This is a genomic window from Xenorhabdus koppenhoeferi, from assembly GCF_900116635.1.
In the GTDB taxonomy this organism is placed as follows: domain Bacteria; phylum Pseudomonadota; class Gammaproteobacteria; order Enterobacterales; family Enterobacteriaceae; genus Xenorhabdus; species Xenorhabdus koppenhoeferi.
This window is the reverse complement of sequence record NZ_FPBJ01000014.1, coordinates 54,676-74,384: the sequence shown is the minus strand read 5'-3', so window position 1 is coordinate 74,384 and position 19,709 is coordinate 54,676. Positions and strand designations below refer to the sequence as shown.

General features: G+C 42.6%; 16 protein-coding genes, 1 tRNA gene and 1 pseudogene. 6 read left to right on the top strand and 12 right to left on the bottom strand.

The window, feature by feature from the left end:
• Positions 1-232 precede the first annotated feature (232 nt).
• Entirely contained in the window at positions 233-1,210 is a 978-nt protein-coding gene (gene yhjD / locus BM329_RS06460) for an inner membrane protein YhjD (RefSeq protein ID WP_092550532.1), read from the top strand.
• Positions 1,211-1,466: 256 nt separating this feature from the next.
• Here the strand turns inward: yhjD and BM329_RS06455 are convergent, their stop codons facing one another.
• From BM329_RS06455 to dppA, 7 genes are all read right to left on the bottom strand, one after another.
• The gene (locus BM329_RS06455; RefSeq protein WP_092550529.1) at positions 1,467-2,909 is read right to left on the bottom strand and encodes an insulinase family protein; all 1,443 of its coding nucleotides are present in this window, start codon (positions 2,907-2,909) and stop codon (positions 1,467-1,469) included.
• A gap of 107 nt (positions 2,910-3,016) precedes the next feature.
• A complete protein-coding gene (locus BM329_RS06450) occupies positions 3,017-3,727 on the bottom strand; it encodes a HAMP domain-containing protein (protein ID WP_092550526.1) in 711 nt (236 codons plus the stop codon).
• 242 nt (positions 3,728-3,969) lie between these two features.
• Positions 3,970-5,010, bottom strand: coding sequence for a dipeptide ABC transporter ATP-binding subunit DppF (gene dppF / locus BM329_RS06445; protein ID WP_092550523.1), 1,041 nt, complete (start codon positions 5,008-5,010; stop codon positions 3,970-3,972).
• Positions 5,007-5,987 carry a dipeptide ABC transporter ATP-binding protein gene (gene dppD, locus BM329_RS06440; protein WP_092550520.1) on the bottom strand — a complete coding sequence of 327 codons (981 nt, stop codon included), beginning with the start codon at positions 5,985-5,987 and terminating at the stop codon, positions 5,007-5,009. The genes dppF and dppD overlap by 4 nt, the downstream gene beginning before the upstream one ends.
• 12 nt (positions 5,988-5,999) lie before the next feature.
• Positions 6,000-6,902 carry a dipeptide ABC transporter permease DppC gene (gene dppC, locus BM329_RS06435; RefSeq protein WP_092550517.1) on the bottom strand — a complete coding sequence of 301 codons (903 nt, stop codon included), beginning with the start codon at positions 6,900-6,902 and terminating at the stop codon, positions 6,000-6,002.
• Positions 6,903-6,912: 10 nt separating this feature from the next.
• A complete protein-coding gene (gene dppB / locus BM329_RS06430) occupies positions 6,913-7,932 on the bottom strand; it encodes a dipeptide ABC transporter permease DppB (RefSeq protein WP_092550514.1) in 1,020 nt (339 codons plus the stop codon).
• A 143-nt stretch (positions 7,933-8,075) separates the two neighbouring features.
• Complete coding sequence (gene dppA, locus BM329_RS06425; protein ID WP_092550511.1) at positions 8,076-9,686, bottom strand: dipeptide ABC transporter periplasmic-binding protein DppA; 1,611 nt, start codon at positions 9,684-9,686, stop codon at positions 8,076-8,078.
• A gap of 549 nt (positions 9,687-10,235) precedes the next feature.
• Between dppA and BM329_RS06420 the strand changes: the two are divergent.
• Positions 10,236-10,471, top strand: a pseudogene (locus BM329_RS06420) (type II toxin-antitoxin system Phd/YefM family antitoxin).
• A gap of 104 nt (positions 10,472-10,575) precedes the next feature.
• On the opposite strand, the gene BM329_RS06415 reads toward BM329_RS06420, so the two are convergent.
• From BM329_RS06415 to glyQ, 3 genes are all read right to left on the bottom strand, one after another.
• A tRNA-Pro gene (locus BM329_RS06415) sits at positions 10,576-10,652 on the bottom strand.
• A gap of 167 nt (positions 10,653-10,819) precedes the next feature.
• Positions 10,820-12,889 carry a glycine--tRNA ligase subunit beta gene (gene glyS / locus BM329_RS06410; protein WP_092550505.1) on the bottom strand — a complete coding sequence of 690 codons (2,070 nt, stop codon included), beginning with the start codon at positions 12,887-12,889 and terminating at the stop codon, positions 10,820-10,822.
• Between the two features lie 9 nt (positions 12,890-12,898).
• Positions 12,899-13,822 carry a glycine--tRNA ligase subunit alpha gene (glyQ, locus tag BM329_RS06405; RefSeq protein ID WP_092550502.1) on the bottom strand — a complete coding sequence of 308 codons (924 nt, stop codon included), beginning with the start codon at positions 13,820-13,822 and terminating at the stop codon, positions 12,899-12,901.
• Positions 13,823-14,193: 371 nt separating this feature from the next.
• Between glyQ and BM329_RS06400 the strand changes: the two genes are divergently transcribed.
• From BM329_RS06400 to BM329_RS06385, 4 genes are all read left to right on the top strand, one after another.
• Entirely contained in the window at positions 14,194-15,450 is a 1,257-nt protein-coding gene (locus BM329_RS06400) for a valine--pyruvate transaminase (protein WP_092550541.1), read from the top strand.
• A gap of 524 nt (positions 15,451-15,974) precedes the next feature.
• Positions 15,975-16,874, top strand: a complete 900-nt coding sequence (locus BM329_RS06395; protein WP_092550499.1) for a 2Fe-2S iron-sulfur cluster-binding protein — start codon at positions 15,975-15,977, stop codon at positions 16,872-16,874.
• On the top strand, positions 16,874-17,989 hold the full coding sequence (locus BM329_RS06390; RefSeq protein ID WP_092550496.1) for a fatty acid desaturase: 1,116 nt from the start codon (positions 16,874-16,876) through the stop codon (positions 17,987-17,989). Before BM329_RS06395 ends, BM329_RS06390 begins: the two co-directional genes overlap by 1 nt.
• 1 nt (position 17,990) lies before the next feature.
• The gene (locus BM329_RS06385) at positions 17,991-18,407 is read left to right on the top strand and encodes a DUF2000 domain-containing protein (protein ID WP_092550494.1); all 417 of its coding nucleotides are present in this window, start codon (positions 17,991-17,993) and stop codon (positions 18,405-18,407) included.
• Between the two features lie 236 nt (positions 18,408-18,643).
• Here the strand turns inward: BM329_RS06385 and BM329_RS06380 are convergent, their stop codons facing one another.
• Complete coding sequence (locus BM329_RS06380) at positions 18,644-18,955, bottom strand: AzlD domain-containing protein (RefSeq protein WP_092550491.1); 312 nt, start codon at positions 18,953-18,955, stop codon at positions 18,644-18,646.
• Positions 18,952-19,611, bottom strand: coding sequence for an AzlC family ABC transporter permease (locus tag BM329_RS06375; protein ID WP_092550538.1), 660 nt, complete (start codon positions 19,609-19,611; stop codon positions 18,952-18,954). The genes BM329_RS06380 and BM329_RS06375 overlap by 4 nt, the downstream gene beginning before the upstream one ends.
• Positions 19,612-19,709: the final 98 nt, after the last annotated feature.

Below are 19,709 nucleotides of genomic sequence, written 5' to 3'. Positions count from 1 at the left end.
TCGTCTCTGCTTATGGAAGCTGCGTCAGTCTCGATACTATCGAGCAACGGCTAACGAAATAAGAAGCATCGCCCGATAGGGCGGTGAGAAGTCACCTACCATTCCCTGTTGCTTTTCCATTTTGCCTGTTACTCTTTTTCCTCATACATATATAGCGAACGAATTTCAAAGCTACTCAACATAATGTTTATAGTAAGTAACATTAAGCCCGACCAGATTTGAGGGGGATGTCATGCCAAATGACCATAAAAAAAGGGAACAACCCGATACGGGTAAGATCCCCACACCATTAGAGAAAGGGCTACATAGCAGTAAAAATGTGCTTTTTGTGACGATCCGTATCAGTAATGCCATTCGCCGCATTCCTTTTATTGCCCATTTGATTCGGGCTGCACAGCGTTTCAATGACCGGATGGGAAGCCAGTTTGGTGCTGCAATCACCTATTTCTCATTTTTGTCTCTTATCCCAATCCTTATGCTCTCTTTTGCCACCGCAGGTTTTGTACTGGCATCTAATCCTGACTTACTAACACGTTTAATTAATGGCATCGCCAATAGTATCAGTGATCCCGCTCTCGCCAATACGCTGAAAAACAGTGTCGACACTGCGGTCAATCAAAGAACAACAGTAGGGCTAACGGGCCTGGCCATTGCCCTTTATTCAGGCGTGAACTGGGTGGGCAACTTACGTGAAGCGATCCTCGCTCAATCCCGGGACATCTGGGAACGTACCCACGAAGATAAGGAAAAGATCTACTTTCAGTACATCCGCGATTTTTTCTCCTTATTCGGGATGCTATTTGCATTGGTCATGACACTTTCGCTGACCTCCATCGCAGGCTCAGCCCAGGCGACCATTGTCCATGCTCTCGGATTAGAAGGCATAGAATGGCTTCGCCCTGTATGGACATCAATTGGCATGACGATTTCCATTTCGGCCAATTATCTGTTATTTCTGTGGATATTGTGGATATTGCCGCGCCATCGGCCTGAAAGAAAATCGCTGCTTAAAGGCACTTTGATAGCGGCCATTGGATTTGAGATTATCAAATATATTATGACCATGATGCTGCCGCGCCTTGCCAGCTCCCCTTCTGGTGCTGCCTTTGGTTCAGTGATTGGCTTAATGGCATTTTTCTATTTCTTTGCCCGGCTGACACTGTTTTGCGCCGCGTGGATTGCCACCGCAGAAGAGAAAAAGCCAGAGTAGCTATCCATATATTGAGTAACTATCCACATATTGAGTAACTATTCACATATTAATGTATACCCGATGGGTTTCAAATTGCAGCCAACAAGGCTGTAATTTGAAAGACGAAAAGGTATTAAGACTGTTTTTTTGCTGTACCCACACTCCCGCGCCAAAGCGGAATACTTCATCAGAAGCATTTCATAACAAACCAAAAAAAGAGTCATTCCCATGCCATTTGTGAACATCAAAATTACCCGTGAAGGCGCAACCTAACCTAATTTCTAAGCTTCTCCGGCACTGGTCCTGGTCTCATTATCTGATTAAAGCTGTTTTTGATTTGGTTAACATCAACCGATGCCTCGCCTTTCGGTTGTACTAAAATAAAAGAGATTTCCTGAGATAGCATCTCTTTCAGTTTTTTATTCAGAAGTTGGGAAGTCAGAGAGGATAAAAACGTCTGTCTCAAGCGCTGGAATTGTTCTGGGGCGATATCTATCACGTTATTTTGCTGTGACAGCAGACGCTGGTTAATCAAGATATCGGTATCTGTGTGGGCATACATGGCAAATAGTTGCTGGAGCTGAGTCCGCTTCTGGTTATAAAGCTCATCAAATTGTTCCTGTGGTAGCCCATTTTCACGCAATGATGACAACCGGGAAGCCAGATAAAGTGTCGATTCCATCAGCTTATCTGTGGGAACATCAAGATTCAGTGAACAGTTCGCTCGCTGATATAATACCTGACAATCCAGACCTAACTGCATGCCATCCCGTTTTTCTTTAAGCCCCAATTGCAGATAACGGTAAAGTGCCTCACGCGTCAGGTCATTCTGCCAGTACTGAATCAATGTCTGTGAATCTTTAATCGGCAGCCAATTCAAGTTCCAGGTTAAAGATAAGCGATCTTGCCTGGCCTGTTCACTCTCTACGCCAATCGTTGCCGCTTTTAGCGGTAGCAATCTAGGAACGGGAACCGGTGTCTGCCTTTTTCCTTTCAGTGATGAGAATGCCTGATTAATCCGCTCTGACAGAAACCGATTGTCAACATGCCCCGCGATATAGAGTGTCATCGCATCCGGCGTGTACCATTGGTGATAAAAGTTTTCGACTTTCTTTGCATCCACAGACCCAGATACTGGCATTCCCGGGTCGTGACCTATCAAAGTCGAGCCTTGCAAACGCGTACGCCATACCGGATCTTGGACATCAGAGGGAAAAGTGGTGACATGTTCACCCTCTTTCATGGCATGTGCCAATGTCTCAGGATTAAATACTGCTCCACCAGCAATATCTGACAACCATATCAATGCGTCTTTCAATAGGTCAGAACGGTTATTTGGTAAGCTGAGGCTATAAAGCGTAAAATCGTAGGAAACAATAGCGGGTGGGAAAGGATTTTTGGTATCTATCGCGTTGTTCCACAGGTTTTCTAGTTTTTTCGATGATAAATCTTTACTGCTGGATAAAACGACTTTAGGGATAAGGTAAGTATAGCCACGTTGTTGGTTTTTCTCGGCCAATGACCCTGTTTTTACCAATAAACGCAGCTGAATTTTGTCATTGGGTCTCTGTGGTGTTTGCAGGAATTGCCAACTAAATCCGTTTTCCAGTGTGCCTTGTTGCCAAGCCGGATCGGGGTGCAAAGTTTCTGCCTGTGCCAGGCAAGTTGTCGCCAGAATCGCACCACCAATAAGATATCCGATTTTATTGCCCTGCATGCTTACTTACCCCTACCTGTTTAGTTTTATCCCTCAAAAACCTGAGACGATCAGATAAACCCAGATATTATCATTAAGGATTAGACCATTATTCATCTTTTAAGGTTTCATTTTAATGACTTTTTCGGCTTATTAACCTGACGATTATAACCTTTTACCAGTAACCCTAACTCATCATCTTGATGGCCTTTAGGGCAAGGCATTGGTAATGGCGATGATTCTTCTTTATTCAGTTCGCGTGCAATATCGCGCAGTGGATGGATAATAATGCGATTTATGCACCAACTTATCGATACCGCAAGAATAAGCACAAGCAATAAATAAGTGGTTAACATTAATGCTAGCGTATTTAAAGCAAAACGGTACACTCGATTAGAGTCAACCTGCAGGATAAGGTGCCCCTGTGACTCTATAGTTTTCGGCGAAACGCCATAAATGTAGAGAGGAATATTTACCTCAACCGGAATGCCAAAAAAATGGTTTGCCACTTCAGGGATAGGCCGGTGAGTCGCAAAATCCAGACTCATCACCCGAATATTATCAGGCAATACTATATCAGCTCTCCCTAAAATGCCGGAGGTCTTTAGCCCAATCAACAGTGATTTCGCTTTATTGAGATCTGAACTCAGCAATGCTTCTGTCAAAGGGGTTTGGATCTGTACTGCCGCATTCTGTAGTTGGCTGATATAGTCATCTTTTCGCTGCTGTAATAAGTGCGATAATTGGATAGTAATGAAAATAGCAATGGTTACCAAAGTGACTCCTGTCACTGCGGCCATTTGTTTAATAGTTAATGAACGTTTGACACGCAATTTCATCTTATCCAAACCGATAATTGTAAAAAGACTGACTATCAAACCTTAACAATGCGACTGAGTATACTTGATTTTCTTTATGGTCGTCTTATTTTGATAAGTTCAATACAGAAAATGACCGAGATTATACTCAATGGATTTCGAGTGCGGCTTGAAAAACGAGGGTATAACGGTTGCATTCAATAGCACAACAACATAACAGTTTTCACTGGCCATATTTACCGTTATACCACGATCAGATCCGATTAGATGGATTGATTTTCGTCCTGTTCAACTGCGAAACACGCAATCAGCTGTTCGCTATATTGCTTTAACTGAGGCTGAAACTGAGTACACGGGCTGAATGCACGACGACAACGGGCAGCAAAAGCGCATCCAGAAGGCGGGTTCATCGGGCTGGGCAATTCTCCCGTCAGCTTTATGCGTTCACGCCGTAATTCGGGATTCAGGCGAGGAGTCGCAGACAACAACGCCTGTGTATAAGGATGGCGCGGATTATTGAAAATCATTTCCTTATTACCTTTTTCAACACAGCGCCCCAAATACATGACCATCACTTCATCAGCAATATGTTCAACAACCGAAAGGTCATGGGATATAAAGACATAAGAAAGCCCTAAATCCTGCTGTAAGTCCATCATCAAATTCAAAACTTGCGCCCTCACTGATACATCCAGTGCAGAAACAGGTTCATCCGCAATCACTACATCTGGATTTAACATCAACCCACGGGCAATGGCTATCCGTTGTCGCTGACCACCCGAAAACATATGCGGATAACGCACATAATGTTCCGGTTTTAACCCCACTTTATCCATCATCTGCAAAACTTTATCTTTGCGTTCAGCCACCGTGAGCGAGGTATTAATCAGCAATGGCTCTTCCAGAATCTGCCCTACTTTTTTACGGGGATTCAAGGAAGCGTAGGGATTCTGAAATACGATCTGGATTCTTTGGCGACGCAGTTTTTCTGCTTCTTTATTCGGCACCAATAGATCTTGCCCAAAATAATAAAGTTCTCCATCGGTCGGCTTTTCAATCATGGTCAGCAGACGGCCCAATGTGGATTTTCCGCAGCCGGATTCCCCCACAACCGCCAACGTCTTGCCTTTTTCCAGCTCAAATGAAATACCATCTAACGCCTTCACGATGCGCTCTGGTGAAAATATACCTGTTTTCACCGGATAGTATTTCTTTAACTCCGTGGCTTTCAGTAAAGGAGCCGTGACCTTTTTCTGTTCATATTCCTGTTCATATTCCTGTTCATAATTTTGTTGAGTGTTCATACTGTCGGCCTCCCCTCATCATCCAGCGGCATGTGACATTTAACCTGACGCCCTCCCACTGATTTCAATGGAGGCTCCTCCTGACGGCAGCGCTCATTAGCATAAGGACAGCGGGGATTGAGCAAGCATCCTGTAGGACGATCATATTTTCCGGGAACAACACCCGGCAATGATGCCAGACGGGATTTGTCTACAGCAAACTCTGGCAAGGCCCGCAATAACGCTTGGGTATAAGGATGGCGTGGCGCACGGAAGATTTCTGTTGCTTTGCCAATTTCCACTACCTGACCGGCATACATCACAATAATATGGTGCGCCGCTTCCGCTACCAGCGCCAAGTCATGAGTAATTAAGAGTAATGCCATGTTTTCCTGCTGCTGCAATTCCAACAGCAATTCGATGATTTGCGCCTGAATAGTCACGTCCAGCGCTGTCGTAGGTTCATCAGCAATCAGGAGTTTCGGCCGACAAGCGATAGCCATAGCGATCATCACACGCTGGCTCATTCCTCCCGACAACTGATGCGGATAGACATCCAGACGAGAGGGAGGATCAGGAATACCCACCAGAGTCAGTAAGTCGATCGCCCGCTGATGCCGGGTTTTCCGATTTCCGCCCTGATGTACTTTCAGGGCCTCCATGATCTGATAACCGACGGTATAACACGGGTTGAGGCTGGTCATGGGATCTTGGAAAATCATCGCCACTTCCGCACCAACCAACTGACGACGCTCTTTTTCTGAAATCTTCGTCAGGTCACGACCATTAAATTCCAGCTTTTCTGCCATCACCCGACCCGGATAATCAATCAGCCCCATAATCGCCAATGAGCTGACTGATTTACCTGAACCGGATTCCCCAACGATCCCGACGACCTCCCCCTGTTCAACACGGTAGCTGATACGGTCAACGGCGCGAAATGGTGTATCTTCCTCTCCGAAGTGCACCGATAATTGATCTACATTCAACAATGCCATTTCACAATACCCCTACTGCTTGAGCTTAGGATCGAGTGCGTCACGCAACCCGTCTCCCATCAGGTTAAACGCCAATACCGTCAACAAGATAGCCACGCCGGGGAAGGTAACGATCCACCATGCACTCTGGGCAAATTGCAAAACATCCGCCAGCATAGTTCCCCATTCCGGGGTCGGTGGCTGTGCCCCCATGCCCAGAAATCCTAAAGCTGCCATATCGAGAATGGCATTCGAAAATCCTAATGATGCCTGCACAATTAACGGAGCAAGACAGTTTGGCAGAATATTGATGAACATTTGACGAACGGCTCCCGAGCCAGCCACTTGGGAAGCCGTCACATAATCGCGGTGAATTTCAACCAGCACGGCTGCCCTTGTCAGACGGATATAGTGAGGCAAGGCAACGAAAGTCAGTGCCAATGATGCATTGACAATGGATGGACCAAAGATAGCCACCAGCACCAATGCCAATAGCAAGCTTGGCAATGCCAGCATGATATCGACAACACGCATGATGATGGCATCGACAACACCGCCGAAATAACCCGCCAGCACACCCAGAATAATGCCCATTATCAGTGACATCACCACAACCAGACAGCCGACTAGCAGCGAAAGGCGCGAGCCATACATCAGACGGGACAAAATATCGCGCCCGACATCATCTGTACCGAGGATAAACTGCCAGCTTCCTCCTTCCTGCCACACCGGAGGTGTCAGCAAGGCATCACGGAACTGTTCGGCTGGCCCATGTGGTGCCAATACTCCGGCCAATAAGGCGACCAACAGCATCAGAACAATATAAACAAGGCCAATTACCGCTCCTTTATTGCGTTTAAAATAGTGCCAGAATTCCTGTAGCGGCGTCATCAATTTTGGCGCACCCGATACTACTGGCTCAGTTGTTTGAGTCATCCTGTGCTCCTTATTTCTTATGACGAATACGCGGATTGACGATGCCGTACAGCAAATCAACCACCACATTAACCAGAATGATCATGGTTGCTACCAGTAATACACCACCCTGCACTACCGGATAGTCACGACGTTGCAGAGCATCAATCAACCAGCGCCCCAACCCCGGCCATGAAAAAATAGTTTCTGTCAGAATCGCACCCGCCAGCATAACGCCCACTTGCAGGCCAATGACTGTGACAACAGGTAATAAAGCGTTACGTAAAGCATGAACGATAATGACACGTATACGGCTCAACCCCTTGGCACGGGCAGTACGGATGTAATCTTCCCCCAACACTTCTAACATGGCGGAGCGGGTCATTCGCACAATGACCGCTAACGGAATGGTTCCCAGAACAACAGCAGGCAGGAGCATATGCATCACTGCATCAATGAAATCACCGTCTTCCCCCCAAATCAGTGTATCGAACAACATAAATCCCGTCAGGGGATGACTATCATCAAGAAATACGCTATCACTGATTCGACCGGAAACAGGCGTAAGATCCCACTGGACGGAAACCAGCATGATCAACATAATTCCCCACCAAAAAATCGGCATGGAATAACCGGTTAATGACAGACCTATTGCTGTGTGATCAAAAACAGAGCCACGCTTAACCGCGGCTAATACGCCAACCGGAATACCGACAGAAATTGCGAATAGCATGGCACAGATACCCAATTCCAGTGTTGCTTTGAAACGCGGAACAAACTCATCCCACACCGGAATGCGACTTTTCAGGGAAATACCCAAATCACCATGCATAACCCCGTTGATATAATGAAGGTACTGTTCCCAAAGAGGTTTATCCAACCCCATTTCAGCTAATAATTGAGCATGACGTTCAGCAGTAATACCGCGTTCTCCCGCCAGAATCAGCACCGGATCACCCGGTATCATATGTACAAAAGCGAAAGTCAGTAGCGTAATACCAATAAACGTCGGGATGACTAATCCCAGACGTCGGAGGATAAATTGCAGCATATCCTGAATTCTCTTTTTGAGTACCAGTTACAGCTCTTCAGGCCGTTTGGTGTCACAGGGTTCGACTTGCCCATCAAAGAAGCGAAACCATCCCCACAGAAAAATCCGGGGGATGGTGAATCACAACAGCTCAACAGCAAGCGTTATTTAAGATCAACCTGATAGAAAATGTGTTTGCCAAGCGGATCAACCACATATCCTTTCACTTCTTTACGGATTGGCTCATAAACTGTGGAGTGAGCAATGATCAATGCAGGTATTTGTTCATTCATGACAACCTGAGCCTGTTTATAAAGCTCGGTACGCTTATTGATATCAGCGGATTCACGGGCTGGCTGGATAACATCCTCAAAAGGTTTATAGCACCATTTGGAATAGTTGGAGCCTCTTTCTTTGGCAGCACAGCTAAATAAAGTACCGAAAAAGTTATCAGGGTCAGCGTTATCCCCTGTCCATCCCATCATGACAGTCTTAGGCTCACCATCTTTGGCACGTTTCAGATATTCGCCCCATTCATAACTGACAATCTTGGCCTTGACACCAATTTTCGCCCAGTCAGCCTGAATCATTTCCGCCATACGACGGGCATTCGGATTGTACGGACGCTGCACCGGCATTGCCCACAGATCTGTTTCGAAACCATTTTCAAAACCAGCCTCTTTCAGCAATTCCTTCGCCTTGGCAGGATCATAGGCATAATCTTTAATGTCATCGTTATAACTCCACATAGTTGGAGGGATCAGGTTTTTCGCTTTTTGTCCGGCTCCCTGATAAACAGCATCAATAATGGCACCTTTATTGACTGCCATCGCCAGCGCCTGACGAACTTTCTGATTATCCATTGGTGGTTTTGTAACATTGAATGCGAGATAACCCACGTTCATACCGGCCTGTTCTTTCAGGACAATATCTTTATCCTGTTTCATACGGGAAATATCAGCCGGGTTCGGGTATGGCATCACCTGACATTCGTTTTTCTGTAATTTTGCATAGCGGACAGAGGCATCGGGGGTAATAGAGAACACTAAGCGGTCAATTTTCGATGGCCCTTCCCAGTAATCCTTGAATGATTTATAGAGAATGCGGGAATCTTTCTGGTATTGCTGTAATTGGAACGGGCCTGTACCAACCGGATTAAGGTCAACCTTTTCCGGCGTACCCGCTTTCATCATTACATCAGCGTACTCTTGAGATAGAACCGAAGCAAAATCCATTGCCAAATTAGCAATGAAAGGAGCCTCAGAGCGCGACAATATAAAACGAACAGTATAATCATCAATTTTTTCTATTTTGCTGATGATGCTACCCATATCCATACCAATGAAATATTCGTAGCTGCCACCCGAAACACGATGATATGGATGATTTTTATCTTTCTGACGCATAAAAGTAAAAATCACATCTTCAGCATTAAAGTCACGGGTAGGTTTGAACTCCTTACTGCTGTGCCACTTCACACCTTTACGCAAATGGAAAGTATAAACCTTACCATCGTCACCCACATCCCAGCTTTCAGCCAGACTTGGAATGATATCGGTTGTACCTGCTTTAAAATCCACCAGACGGTTATAAATTTGTCTGGAAGTCGCATCATAAGTCGTACCGGAAGTGAATAACTGTGGGTTAAAACCTTCAGGAGAACCTTCGGAACAGTAAACCAGCGTTTTGGCCTGAATACTGGCTGTTATGACTAACGCAACAAAACCGACACTCAGTTTCAACAAACTAGATTGTTTTTTCTTGGAGATTATCATTACTCGAACTCCGTTTGTGATGTTTATTGTTTCTTAGCCAGCCCAGAGTTTTCTTCCTAAATGTCACTGTCCCAGCTTGTTTTATTGTTTTTCGTTTATCAATTAACCAATTGTTATGCCCGACGTCAACATAACTACACATAACAATAGAAACACCATAGAAACATAAAAGAAAATTTTCATTAACAAATCTGGTTAAAAAATATGACATTCAGCACATTAAATAGTCAAATTCACTAAAAACTCAAATATCTTAAAGCATTAATCTCTATTGATTATAATTTTGAATTTGTGACTAGTTGCTTAAATAATATGCAAATTAACTTATGAAAAAAGGCGGAGGACATTAGATGTAGGCAAGATAAATATAGATGAAATAATTAGAATATAAACAGTTAAGGAAAGATTAATCACATCCCTTGTTAAAGTCACAGTTTTGCCATTAATTTAGCTTATTGATACAGGATGTATGGATAGGTTGAGATGATGATATTTTACTCAATTCTGATTATAATATAATCTTAGATAGTTTAGCTAAAGGAGAAAAGTATGACTATTCAAGCAAATATGCAGGAAGCGAAAACACACTTAAGCCAACTTGCCGATAAAGCTGTTGATGGTGAAGTTGTTATTATTGCTAAATCGGGAAAACCTTATGTTCAACTAGTTCCTGTTAATCAATCAGATAGGACTCCGGGGGGGGATTCGAAAATGATGTCAATATAGATGAAAGATTTTATGCAGCCGACCGTGATATACAGAAAATGTTTGAAGGATCTTTATGAAACGGCTTTTATTGGATACTCATACCCTGATTTGGTGGATAACGGATGATCCATCTTTGGGGAAAAGAAAAAACCCCGCTCATAAGAGCAGGGTTTCAGAATGCTGGTCGGCGAGAGAGGATTCGAACCTCCGACCCACTGGTCCCAAACCAGTTGCGCTACCAAGCTGCGCTACTCGCCGAAAACGAGGCGCATCTTACTGCCAGCGCTGCAAACCGTCAATACCTTTTGAACGATAAGTGTTTATTTGATGATAATCCAGCCAAAATACACGTTATGCAATAGATTACTGACACAAAAAACCTCACGCTAATGGTGAGGTTTTATATTAAATCAGCAAATCAGAGATTACTGGAGCAGTGAAATATCCGCTACACGCAAGAACAGATCGCGCAGTTCACTCAACAGTGTCAGACGGTTTACTCTGACCTGACTGTCTTCATCCATCACCATCACATTATCGAAGAACGCATCCACCACTTCACGCAGAGAAGCCAGTTCAACCAGCGCATCCTGATAGTGACCTTCGGCAAACAGCGGGGTCAGTTTTTCCTTCAACACCACAAGATGTGTTGCCAGTTGAATCTCTTCTGCTGCTTTCAATACAGAAGCCTGAACGCTGTCATTCAACTTCTCTTCTGATTTCGCCAGAATATTGGAAACACGCTTATTGGCCGCCGCCAGAGAAACCGCCTCATCCAACGTGCGGAAATGCGTGACTGCTTTCATGCGGGCATCAAAGTCAGCAGGTTGGGTAGGACGGCGCGCCAGTACGGCCTGAATGGTATCGACGCTGTAACCCAGTTCCTGATACCAAGCGCGGAAACGACCGAGCATAAACTCAACCACGTCATCCACCGCTTTTTCATTGGTCAGTTTACCACCGTACAAACGTACCGCTTCTTCTGCCAGGGTCTGGAGATCAAGAGGCAGTTTTTTCTCAACAATAATACGCAGAACACCCAAGGCCGCCCGACGCAATGCAAACGGGTCTTTATCCCCTTTCGGGTGCTGACTGATACCGAAGATACCTGCCAGTGTATCCATTTTGTCTGCAATGGCGACAGCACAGGAAACGCCTGTTGATGGCAATTCATCACCAGAGAAACGTGGCTGGTACTGTTCGTTCAGCGCCAGTGCCACATCTTCAGCTTCACCGTCATGACGGGCATAGTGCATACCCATCACGCCTTGCGTATCGGTGAATTCGAACACCATATTGGTCATCAGGTCACATTTGGACAATAGACCCGCACGAGTCGCATGGTTCACATCTGCACCGATTTTTTCTGCAATCCAGCCAGCCAGCGCGTGAATGCGATCTGTTTTATCGCGCAGTGTACCCAGTTGTTTCTGGAACAATACCGTTTCCAGACGAGGCAGATTATCTTCCAGACGCTGTTTACGGTCTGTTTTGAAGAAGAATTCTGCATCCGCCAGACGTGGGCGTACAACTTTTTCGTTACCTGAAATAATTTGCTGAGGATCAGAGGATTCGATATTGGTAACAAAAATAAAGTTCGCCATCAATTTGCCAGACTTGTCGTAAACCGGAAAATACTTCTGGTCACCTTTCATGGTATAAACCAGCGCCTCAGCAGGCACTTCCAAGAATTTTTCTTCGAATTTCGCAGTCAGTACCACCGGCCATTCCACCAGAGAAGCCACTTCTTCCAGTAGGCTGTTACTCAGATCAGCCACACCACCAAGTTGTGTCGCGGCCTGTTCTGCACCACGTTTGATAATCGCTTTACGCGTCTCATAATCCGCGATAACACAGCCACGATCCTGCAAAATGGTCGGATACTGTTCTGCGTTTTCAATCGTAAATTCGGCTTCGCCCATAAAGCGATGCCCACGAATAATGCGATCTGATTTAATGCCCAGAATTTCGCCTTCAATCACTTCGCTGCCTAACAGCATAGTGACAGTATGAACCGGACGAACAAATTGAGTTTCTTTATCACCCCAACGCATTAATTTAGGGACAGGCAATTTGTCCAGAGACCTGCTCACCATCTCTGCCAGCAATTCTTTTGCTTCACGGCCTTTGACCTGAGCACGATAGAGCAGCCATTCCCCTTTGTCCGTCACCATGCGCTCAGCCTGATCAACGGTAATGCCACAACCACGTGCCCAACCTTCCGCTGCTTTAGTTGGTTTACCTTCGGCATCAAATGCCTGAGCAATCGCAGGACCACGTTTTTCAACTTCACGATCTGCCTGTGCAGCAGCCAGATTTGCCACTTTCAGTGCTAAACGACGGGGAGCCGCAAACCAGCTAACTTCACCATGACCCAGATTAGCGTTGTTCAGCTCTGCCTCAAAATTGGCTTTAAAAGATTCAGCCAGTGAACGCAGTGCTTTTGGTGGTAGCTCTTCTGTGCCGATTTCCACAAGGAAAGTCTGTTGAGTCATGATGGCCTCTCAGTTCTTATTACACATAGTCTTATTACACATAGGGAAGCCAAGCGCCTCGCGGGAGGCATAATAAGCTTCAGCCACTGCTTTGGTCAGGGTGCGGATGCGCAGGATATATCGCTGACGTTCAGTCACAGAAATCGCTTTGCGGGCATCCAGCAAGTTGAAAGTATGACCCGCTTTCAGAATGCGTTCATAAGCTGGCAGTGGCAGCGGAGTCTCCAGCGCCAGCAATTCCTGGGCTTCTTTTTCGTATTGCTCAAAGCAGGTAAACAGGAAATCCACATCAGCGTGCTCAAAGTTATAAGTAGACTGCTCAACTTCATTCTGGTGATAAATATCGCCATACGTGGTTTTACCCAGCGGGCCATCGCTCCATACCAGATTGTAAACGCTGTCCACGCCCTGAATGTACATCGCAAGGCGTTCTAAGCCGTAAGTAATTTCACCGGTCACAGGTTTGCACTCAAGGCCACCCACCTGCTGGAAGTAAGTAAACTGAGTCACCTCCATGCCATTCAGCCAGACTTCCCAGCCCAACCCCCAGGCACCCAATGTCGGGTTTTCCCAGTTATCTTCAACAAAGCGGATATCGTGGACAGTAGGATCAAGCCCCAAGGCTTTCAAAGAGCCAAGATACAGCTCCTGAATGTTAGCCGGGGATGGCTTGATGATAACTTGAAATTGGTAGTAGTGTTGGAGGCGGTTCGGGTTTTCACCATAACGTCCGTCAGTCGGGCGACGAGAAGGTTGCACATAAGCTGCTGCAATAGGCTCCGGTCCCAAAGCACGCAGACAAGTTATAGGATGAGAGGTTCCTGCGCCGACTTCCATATCCAGTGGTTGGACAATGGTACAGCCTTGATTAGCCCAGTAATCCTGCAATGTCAGGATTAGCCCCTGAAAGGTTTTGGTATCAAACTTTTGCATGTTGAATCCGCACGCGATACATATAAATTAAACGAAAGCGGTCAGTATACCCTCTGACCGTAAGATATACAGCTAAAATGAGTGTGATTATTCACCTTATCTGTAGGAGAGTTCGGTTCATGAGCAAGGAAATGACTCGTTGTGGTTGGGTAACTATGTGACTGGGGTGAGTGAGCGCAGCCAACAAAGCTGCAACTTGAAAGACGACGGGTATAAAACCAGATTAATCATAAATATCCAGTTTTTAAATTCAATCAATAACCACAATGCGCTATATAAAAACATAGAATACTTATTTTTCCCCATTGCACCCTAATAATAGGCGGAGTATGGTGTCTTTTTCTCATACAAAAACAGACGTAAAAACCGTTATGAAATTTTCGCAATTCGGCAACAAATTTACGCAAGATTCGGGAATTACCCGACTGATGACTGATCTTAACCAAGGTCTGAGAACACCCGGCGCAATTATGCTAGGTGGAGGAAATCCAGCATATATTCCTGAAATGGATGCGTATTTTCAGCAGATATTAATTGACTTAGCATCAAGTGGCCAATTAAGCGAAACCCTATGTAATTATGATGGGCCACAAGGAAAAAATTCGCTGATAACTGCTCTGGCCCGAGAATTGCGAGAAAAACTTGGCTGGGAAATCCATCCGCAAAATATTGCGTTGACCAATGGTAGCCAAAGTGCCTTTTTCTATCTGTTCAACTTATTGGCTGGTCGTGCAGAAGACGGTTCAATGAAGCGGGTTTTGTTTCCTCTTGCCCCAGAATATATCGGTTATTCGGATTCAGGTTTGGATGAAGGGTTATTTGTCGCCAATAAACCGAATATTGAATTACTGCCTGATGGCCAATTCAAGTATCGTGTCGATTTCGATCACTTGAATATTACTGAAGATATCAACCTGATTTGTGTCTCACGACCAACCAACCCAACAGGCAATGTCATCACCGACGAAGAGTTGCTGCGCTTGGATGGGCTGTCTCAACAGCACCAAATCCCGTTATTGATTGACAATGCCTACGGAGTGCCATTCCCCAGCATTATTTTCAGTGAAGCTACCCCGCTATGGAATCCTAATATTATTCTGTGCATGAGCCTGTCCAAACTTGGCCTGCCGGGTTCCCGCTGTGGGATAATCATCGCCAATGAAAAAATTATCAATGCTGTCAGCAATATGAATGGCATTATCAGCCTATCTCCGGGCGGTGTCGGGCCTGCTATCGCGCTGGAAATGATCAGACGCAATGATCTGTTCCGCTTATCACAGGATGTTATCCAGCCGTTTTATAAAAAGCGGGTAGATAATGTGATTGAGATTATTCGCCGCCATATGTCAGAAGAGCGCTGTCTGATCCATAAACCGGAAGGGGCAATATTCCTTTGGCTCTGGTTCAAAAATTTGCCAATCACAACAGAGGTGCTTTATCAGCGGTTGAAAAAACGGAAAGTGCTGATGGTCCCGGGTCATTTCTTCTTTCCGGGCTTGGAACATGACTGGCCTCATGCCCACCAGTGTATGCGTATGAATTATGTGCCTGATGTAGAGAAAATCGAAGAAGGCATCCGCATTCTGTCTGAAGAGATTGAGATCGCCCATAAAGAAGCTGGATACTGATCTGTAACAATAGTTATACAATAGTTATTGATTGTAGGCTCAATAACCTCATGTATTCAGCACATTATGTATCCATGAGAGTTACTCCCTATTTTTATTAAAGTTATCACGCTAATAAAGATAAGTAACTCTCACTAACATAATAAAAAACTATACACTTCGTCTTTCAAACTGTCTCTTTGTTGGCTGCGCTCGCTCACCCCGGTCACATAGTTATCTATGCTCCCGGGAATTTGCTCGCTTGCCGTCGCGATGCAACTTGAAATCCATTGTGTATATACCCATCATTTTTATAATATACGCATTATCTTTTATTCACATTATGAATCCAAAAACTCACCAAGTAATCAAACAACAAAGCAAAAATAATAATTTAATGACTATTATTTATTTTAGATTAAAAAAATATACGTAATGATATGGATTTTCATTTAATAAACACATTAAAATTCAAACTTAAATAATTCAATATTACATTCACAATGTAATTATTTATTAGTTTTATTAAAACTTAGGGGAAAGATATGTTCGGTTTATTTAATCGAAAGAAAGAAAAGAAAGGATTCAACATTACCAGTAGGTATGGTAATTTCATCCAAAAGGAAAACGAAACCGTACTGGAAGGTGCATTACGCCAGAATATTCTATTACCTCATAACTGTAGAGTTGGAACATGCAGACGTTGCGAAGTATTCATTAACGGTTCGACCGTGTTAGCCTGTCAATTTAGTAGCGATAGTGACATAACTTTAGAATATAATAAGCAATGGCATAAAGCGAATATTGATAATATTACCCAATTAGGTAATGACATTATTAAAGTCGGCCTTTTTGCTCCTTCTATTGAATTCGATGAAGAACAAGAAGGGCAATATATTGATCTTACTTTTGATAAACAAAAAAGTAGCCAACGTAAATATTCAATTGTCAATATTAATGAAAAACATTTAATATTACATGTCAAAAAACATCCCCGTGGTGAAGTATCAAATCTTTTAGCTGATTCTCGTCATGGCCAAGAAATTTTTATTTCTCAACCTCAAGGAGAATTTAGACTGCCTAATTTTAATACAACTCCTAGCACTGGTCTGGCTATTGCGACAGGAAGTGGGATGGGAGTGGCACTGACTCTTTTAGACAAATTATGTTCAAAATATTTAATAAACCCAACAATTATTTCTACAAGCAGAAAAAAAAGCCTCGGCAAATATCATGATCTATTGATCTCTGATTTTAAAAAAAAACATCCAATTACTAAAGACTATTGCATGAATATAGATGAAGTAAATAACTATTTAAAGAGTAGCCAAGAAAGTAATGCTACGTATATTGTTTGTGGTACACCTGAGTTAAATCAATTATTTTTTGATAATAGAGTGCTAATTGAAAAAAGCCGTTCGTCTATTGTTCAGGAGAGTTTCTAATGTCAAATGATAAAAATTATTTTTCAAGTCATATACGGGAAAGTATGCAAATACTTCCAAATATTTTCCAGAAACCATTAACTATAATAACGGGGAAACCAATAGCAGGACAGTCTCGTATAAAATTATCAGCAATAACAGAATTCATTTTAACAGTATTAATATTTATTACCTCTACACTCGGCGCTATTTTAGTATTACCTTATATTCCTGGTATATTATGGTTTATCATTATTCCTATTTGCTGGGTTATTACAGTAGGATGTTTAAGAAAAATACAGGTAACATATGCACATCATGCTGTACATCGTTGCCTGTTTAATAGTAATAAGTTACTTAACCGCGTAATGTTAGCACTTTGTACGATTATTCCGGTATCTCAGAATGGGCGTGATTATACAGTCGATCATTTAGGACACCATAACGAAAAAAACTTTACAACTGAAGAAGATAGCGATGCTGCTTTTTTAAAGAGTCTAGGGTTCATTCCTGGTATGCCAGTAAGTTATTACAAGAAGCTTTTATTTTTAACGATTATCAGCCCTATGTTTCACTTACGTTTCTTCTGGTCACGTATTAATAGTTTTATCTTTCGTGGATCACTGATAGAAAGCTTATTTGCCGTTATCTGGTTAGCGATATTAATTGTACCTGTATTCTTCGAACCTGTTCTGTCAATATTGTGTATCTATATTCCTTATTTTGTGATCTACCATATCAGCTCATTACTGCAGTTTTTAACCGAACATGCTTGGTTGATCACCAAACACTCGCCTAAAGATCTTGACGATTACGCCAGACGTTGTTGGGGGCGATTTACTGGAGAAATATATCCAACTAATAGCAATATACTGTCTAAAATAAGTTGGTGGCTTAAGATGCTGTTTTTTCATGCCCCATGCCGAATAATGATCCTGTGTGGCGACTTACCTGTACATGATTGGCATCATTTGGCAGGTGAATTAGGCCAGTCTTCAATCTATTGGCAAAATAGCATCTACCTAAGACAACAAGCCGTAATGACACAAAATGAAAAAATTGTTCTACAAGAAATTTGGGGGATACGTAATATGGTCATGAACAGTTTTATATCACTTTCAAAAGCAGAGGTTTGATATGTACGAAGATAATGATAAAAAAATTTACGTAATTTTAAATAATAATCATGAAAATAGCATACTATTCAATGCCGCTTGCCATTTGACGGCTGGTATTGTTGATTCTGTTCAAGGGATATCTTTTCATCGTTATTATAATGAAAGCAGTGAATTTGTAGCTAATATCAGTCACTATCCTATAGTGATATTAAAAGCTAAAAACAGTAACCAATTGAAAACATTAACAGAGAAATGCCATCAAGAAAAAATTCAGTATAATTTTTTCACAACGAGCATGATTTCTCATTCCGCCGAACAACAAGAAGAAGATACTTTAAATGCCCCTGTAGAAGAGTTAGATTTTGTAGCAGTAGCACTTTATGGGGATCGAGAAATTCTATCACCACTGACAAAAAAATTCTCATTATTTAAATAATGAAAATATAGAGTGATAGTTTCTCTAAAATATATTATGGAAAAAGTCGTTTTTATTGATTTTAATATAAAAGTAAAGATCCCTTAATAGTCCACTGCACCTAAAAAGTTATAGATTAACTGATTAAGGTGCAGATTCATATTATGTACTTAAAAATCATAACAGCCATAAAACATAGTGTTGAGCCAGCATCCTGCTTATTTAATCTTTAAAACTGTAGTATTAATTCTCTTCCACTATAGAAAAGCCAATAATATATAAAAAACCATCAAACTAAGAATAACGCAGACTACAAGATTACGAATAAAAAAAGAAAATAACGCAGTTAATAACGCTCCCCAAAGATAAGGGTTATTTGTAAACCCTCTTAACTCCCCATTCTCCATTAGAATAATGGGGCCACAAATGGCGATAAGTAAGCAAGGTGCTGAATACTTTAAAGCTTCGTTGATAAATTGAGGTAATTTAACTGGCATCTTAGGTTCCAGAAATATATATCGGTTTAAAAATATAATACCTCCCAATACAAAAATTAAAGTCCAACTCATACTGACTCCTTCATTAATTTAGCGATAAATACTGAAAAAAACATTCCACTAACACCGGCAATAATTATAGCACCCTCAATATGAAGGTATGATAACACCATCGATAAAATCAGTGAAAATAGTACTCCACCCAGCACACTAATTCTTTTTATCATCGGAACAATTATAGTTATAAATGTTGCGATGATGGAAAAATCAAGATGATAATCAGATAGATTTGGGATGGATGATGCCATAAATATCCCTATCAGGCTGAATAAATTCCAACATAAATAAAAACAAAGTCCTGCACCAATTAAATAGCCAGGCGTTAATTTTTCTTTATCACGCTGAGCACAACTTAAAGCAAATAGTTCATCAGTCAGTAAAAAACCTATTGATAGTCTATAGCGAATTTTTAAACTTGCTACATATTCACGCAATGTTAGTCCATAGAGAAAATGCTGAGAGGTAAGAAAAAAAATAGAAATAATAATAGTGAGAATACTGGCACCTGATGTCAATAATCCTAATGTGACTAGCTGGGCTGCACCAGCAAACAGGATTACAGACATACCGATACTCTGCCACAGTGTTAAACCCGATTCGACAGCCATTGATCCAGCTAATATTCCCCAAGGAATAACAGATAAACACAGTGGCAACATGTTATACATTCCAAGCCAAAATGCTCTGCAGGGCAAAGAGAGATATTTAATCTTTCTATTTTTTTCAACAAAGCTACTTTCCATTTTCTGTATATCATTTTCATTTT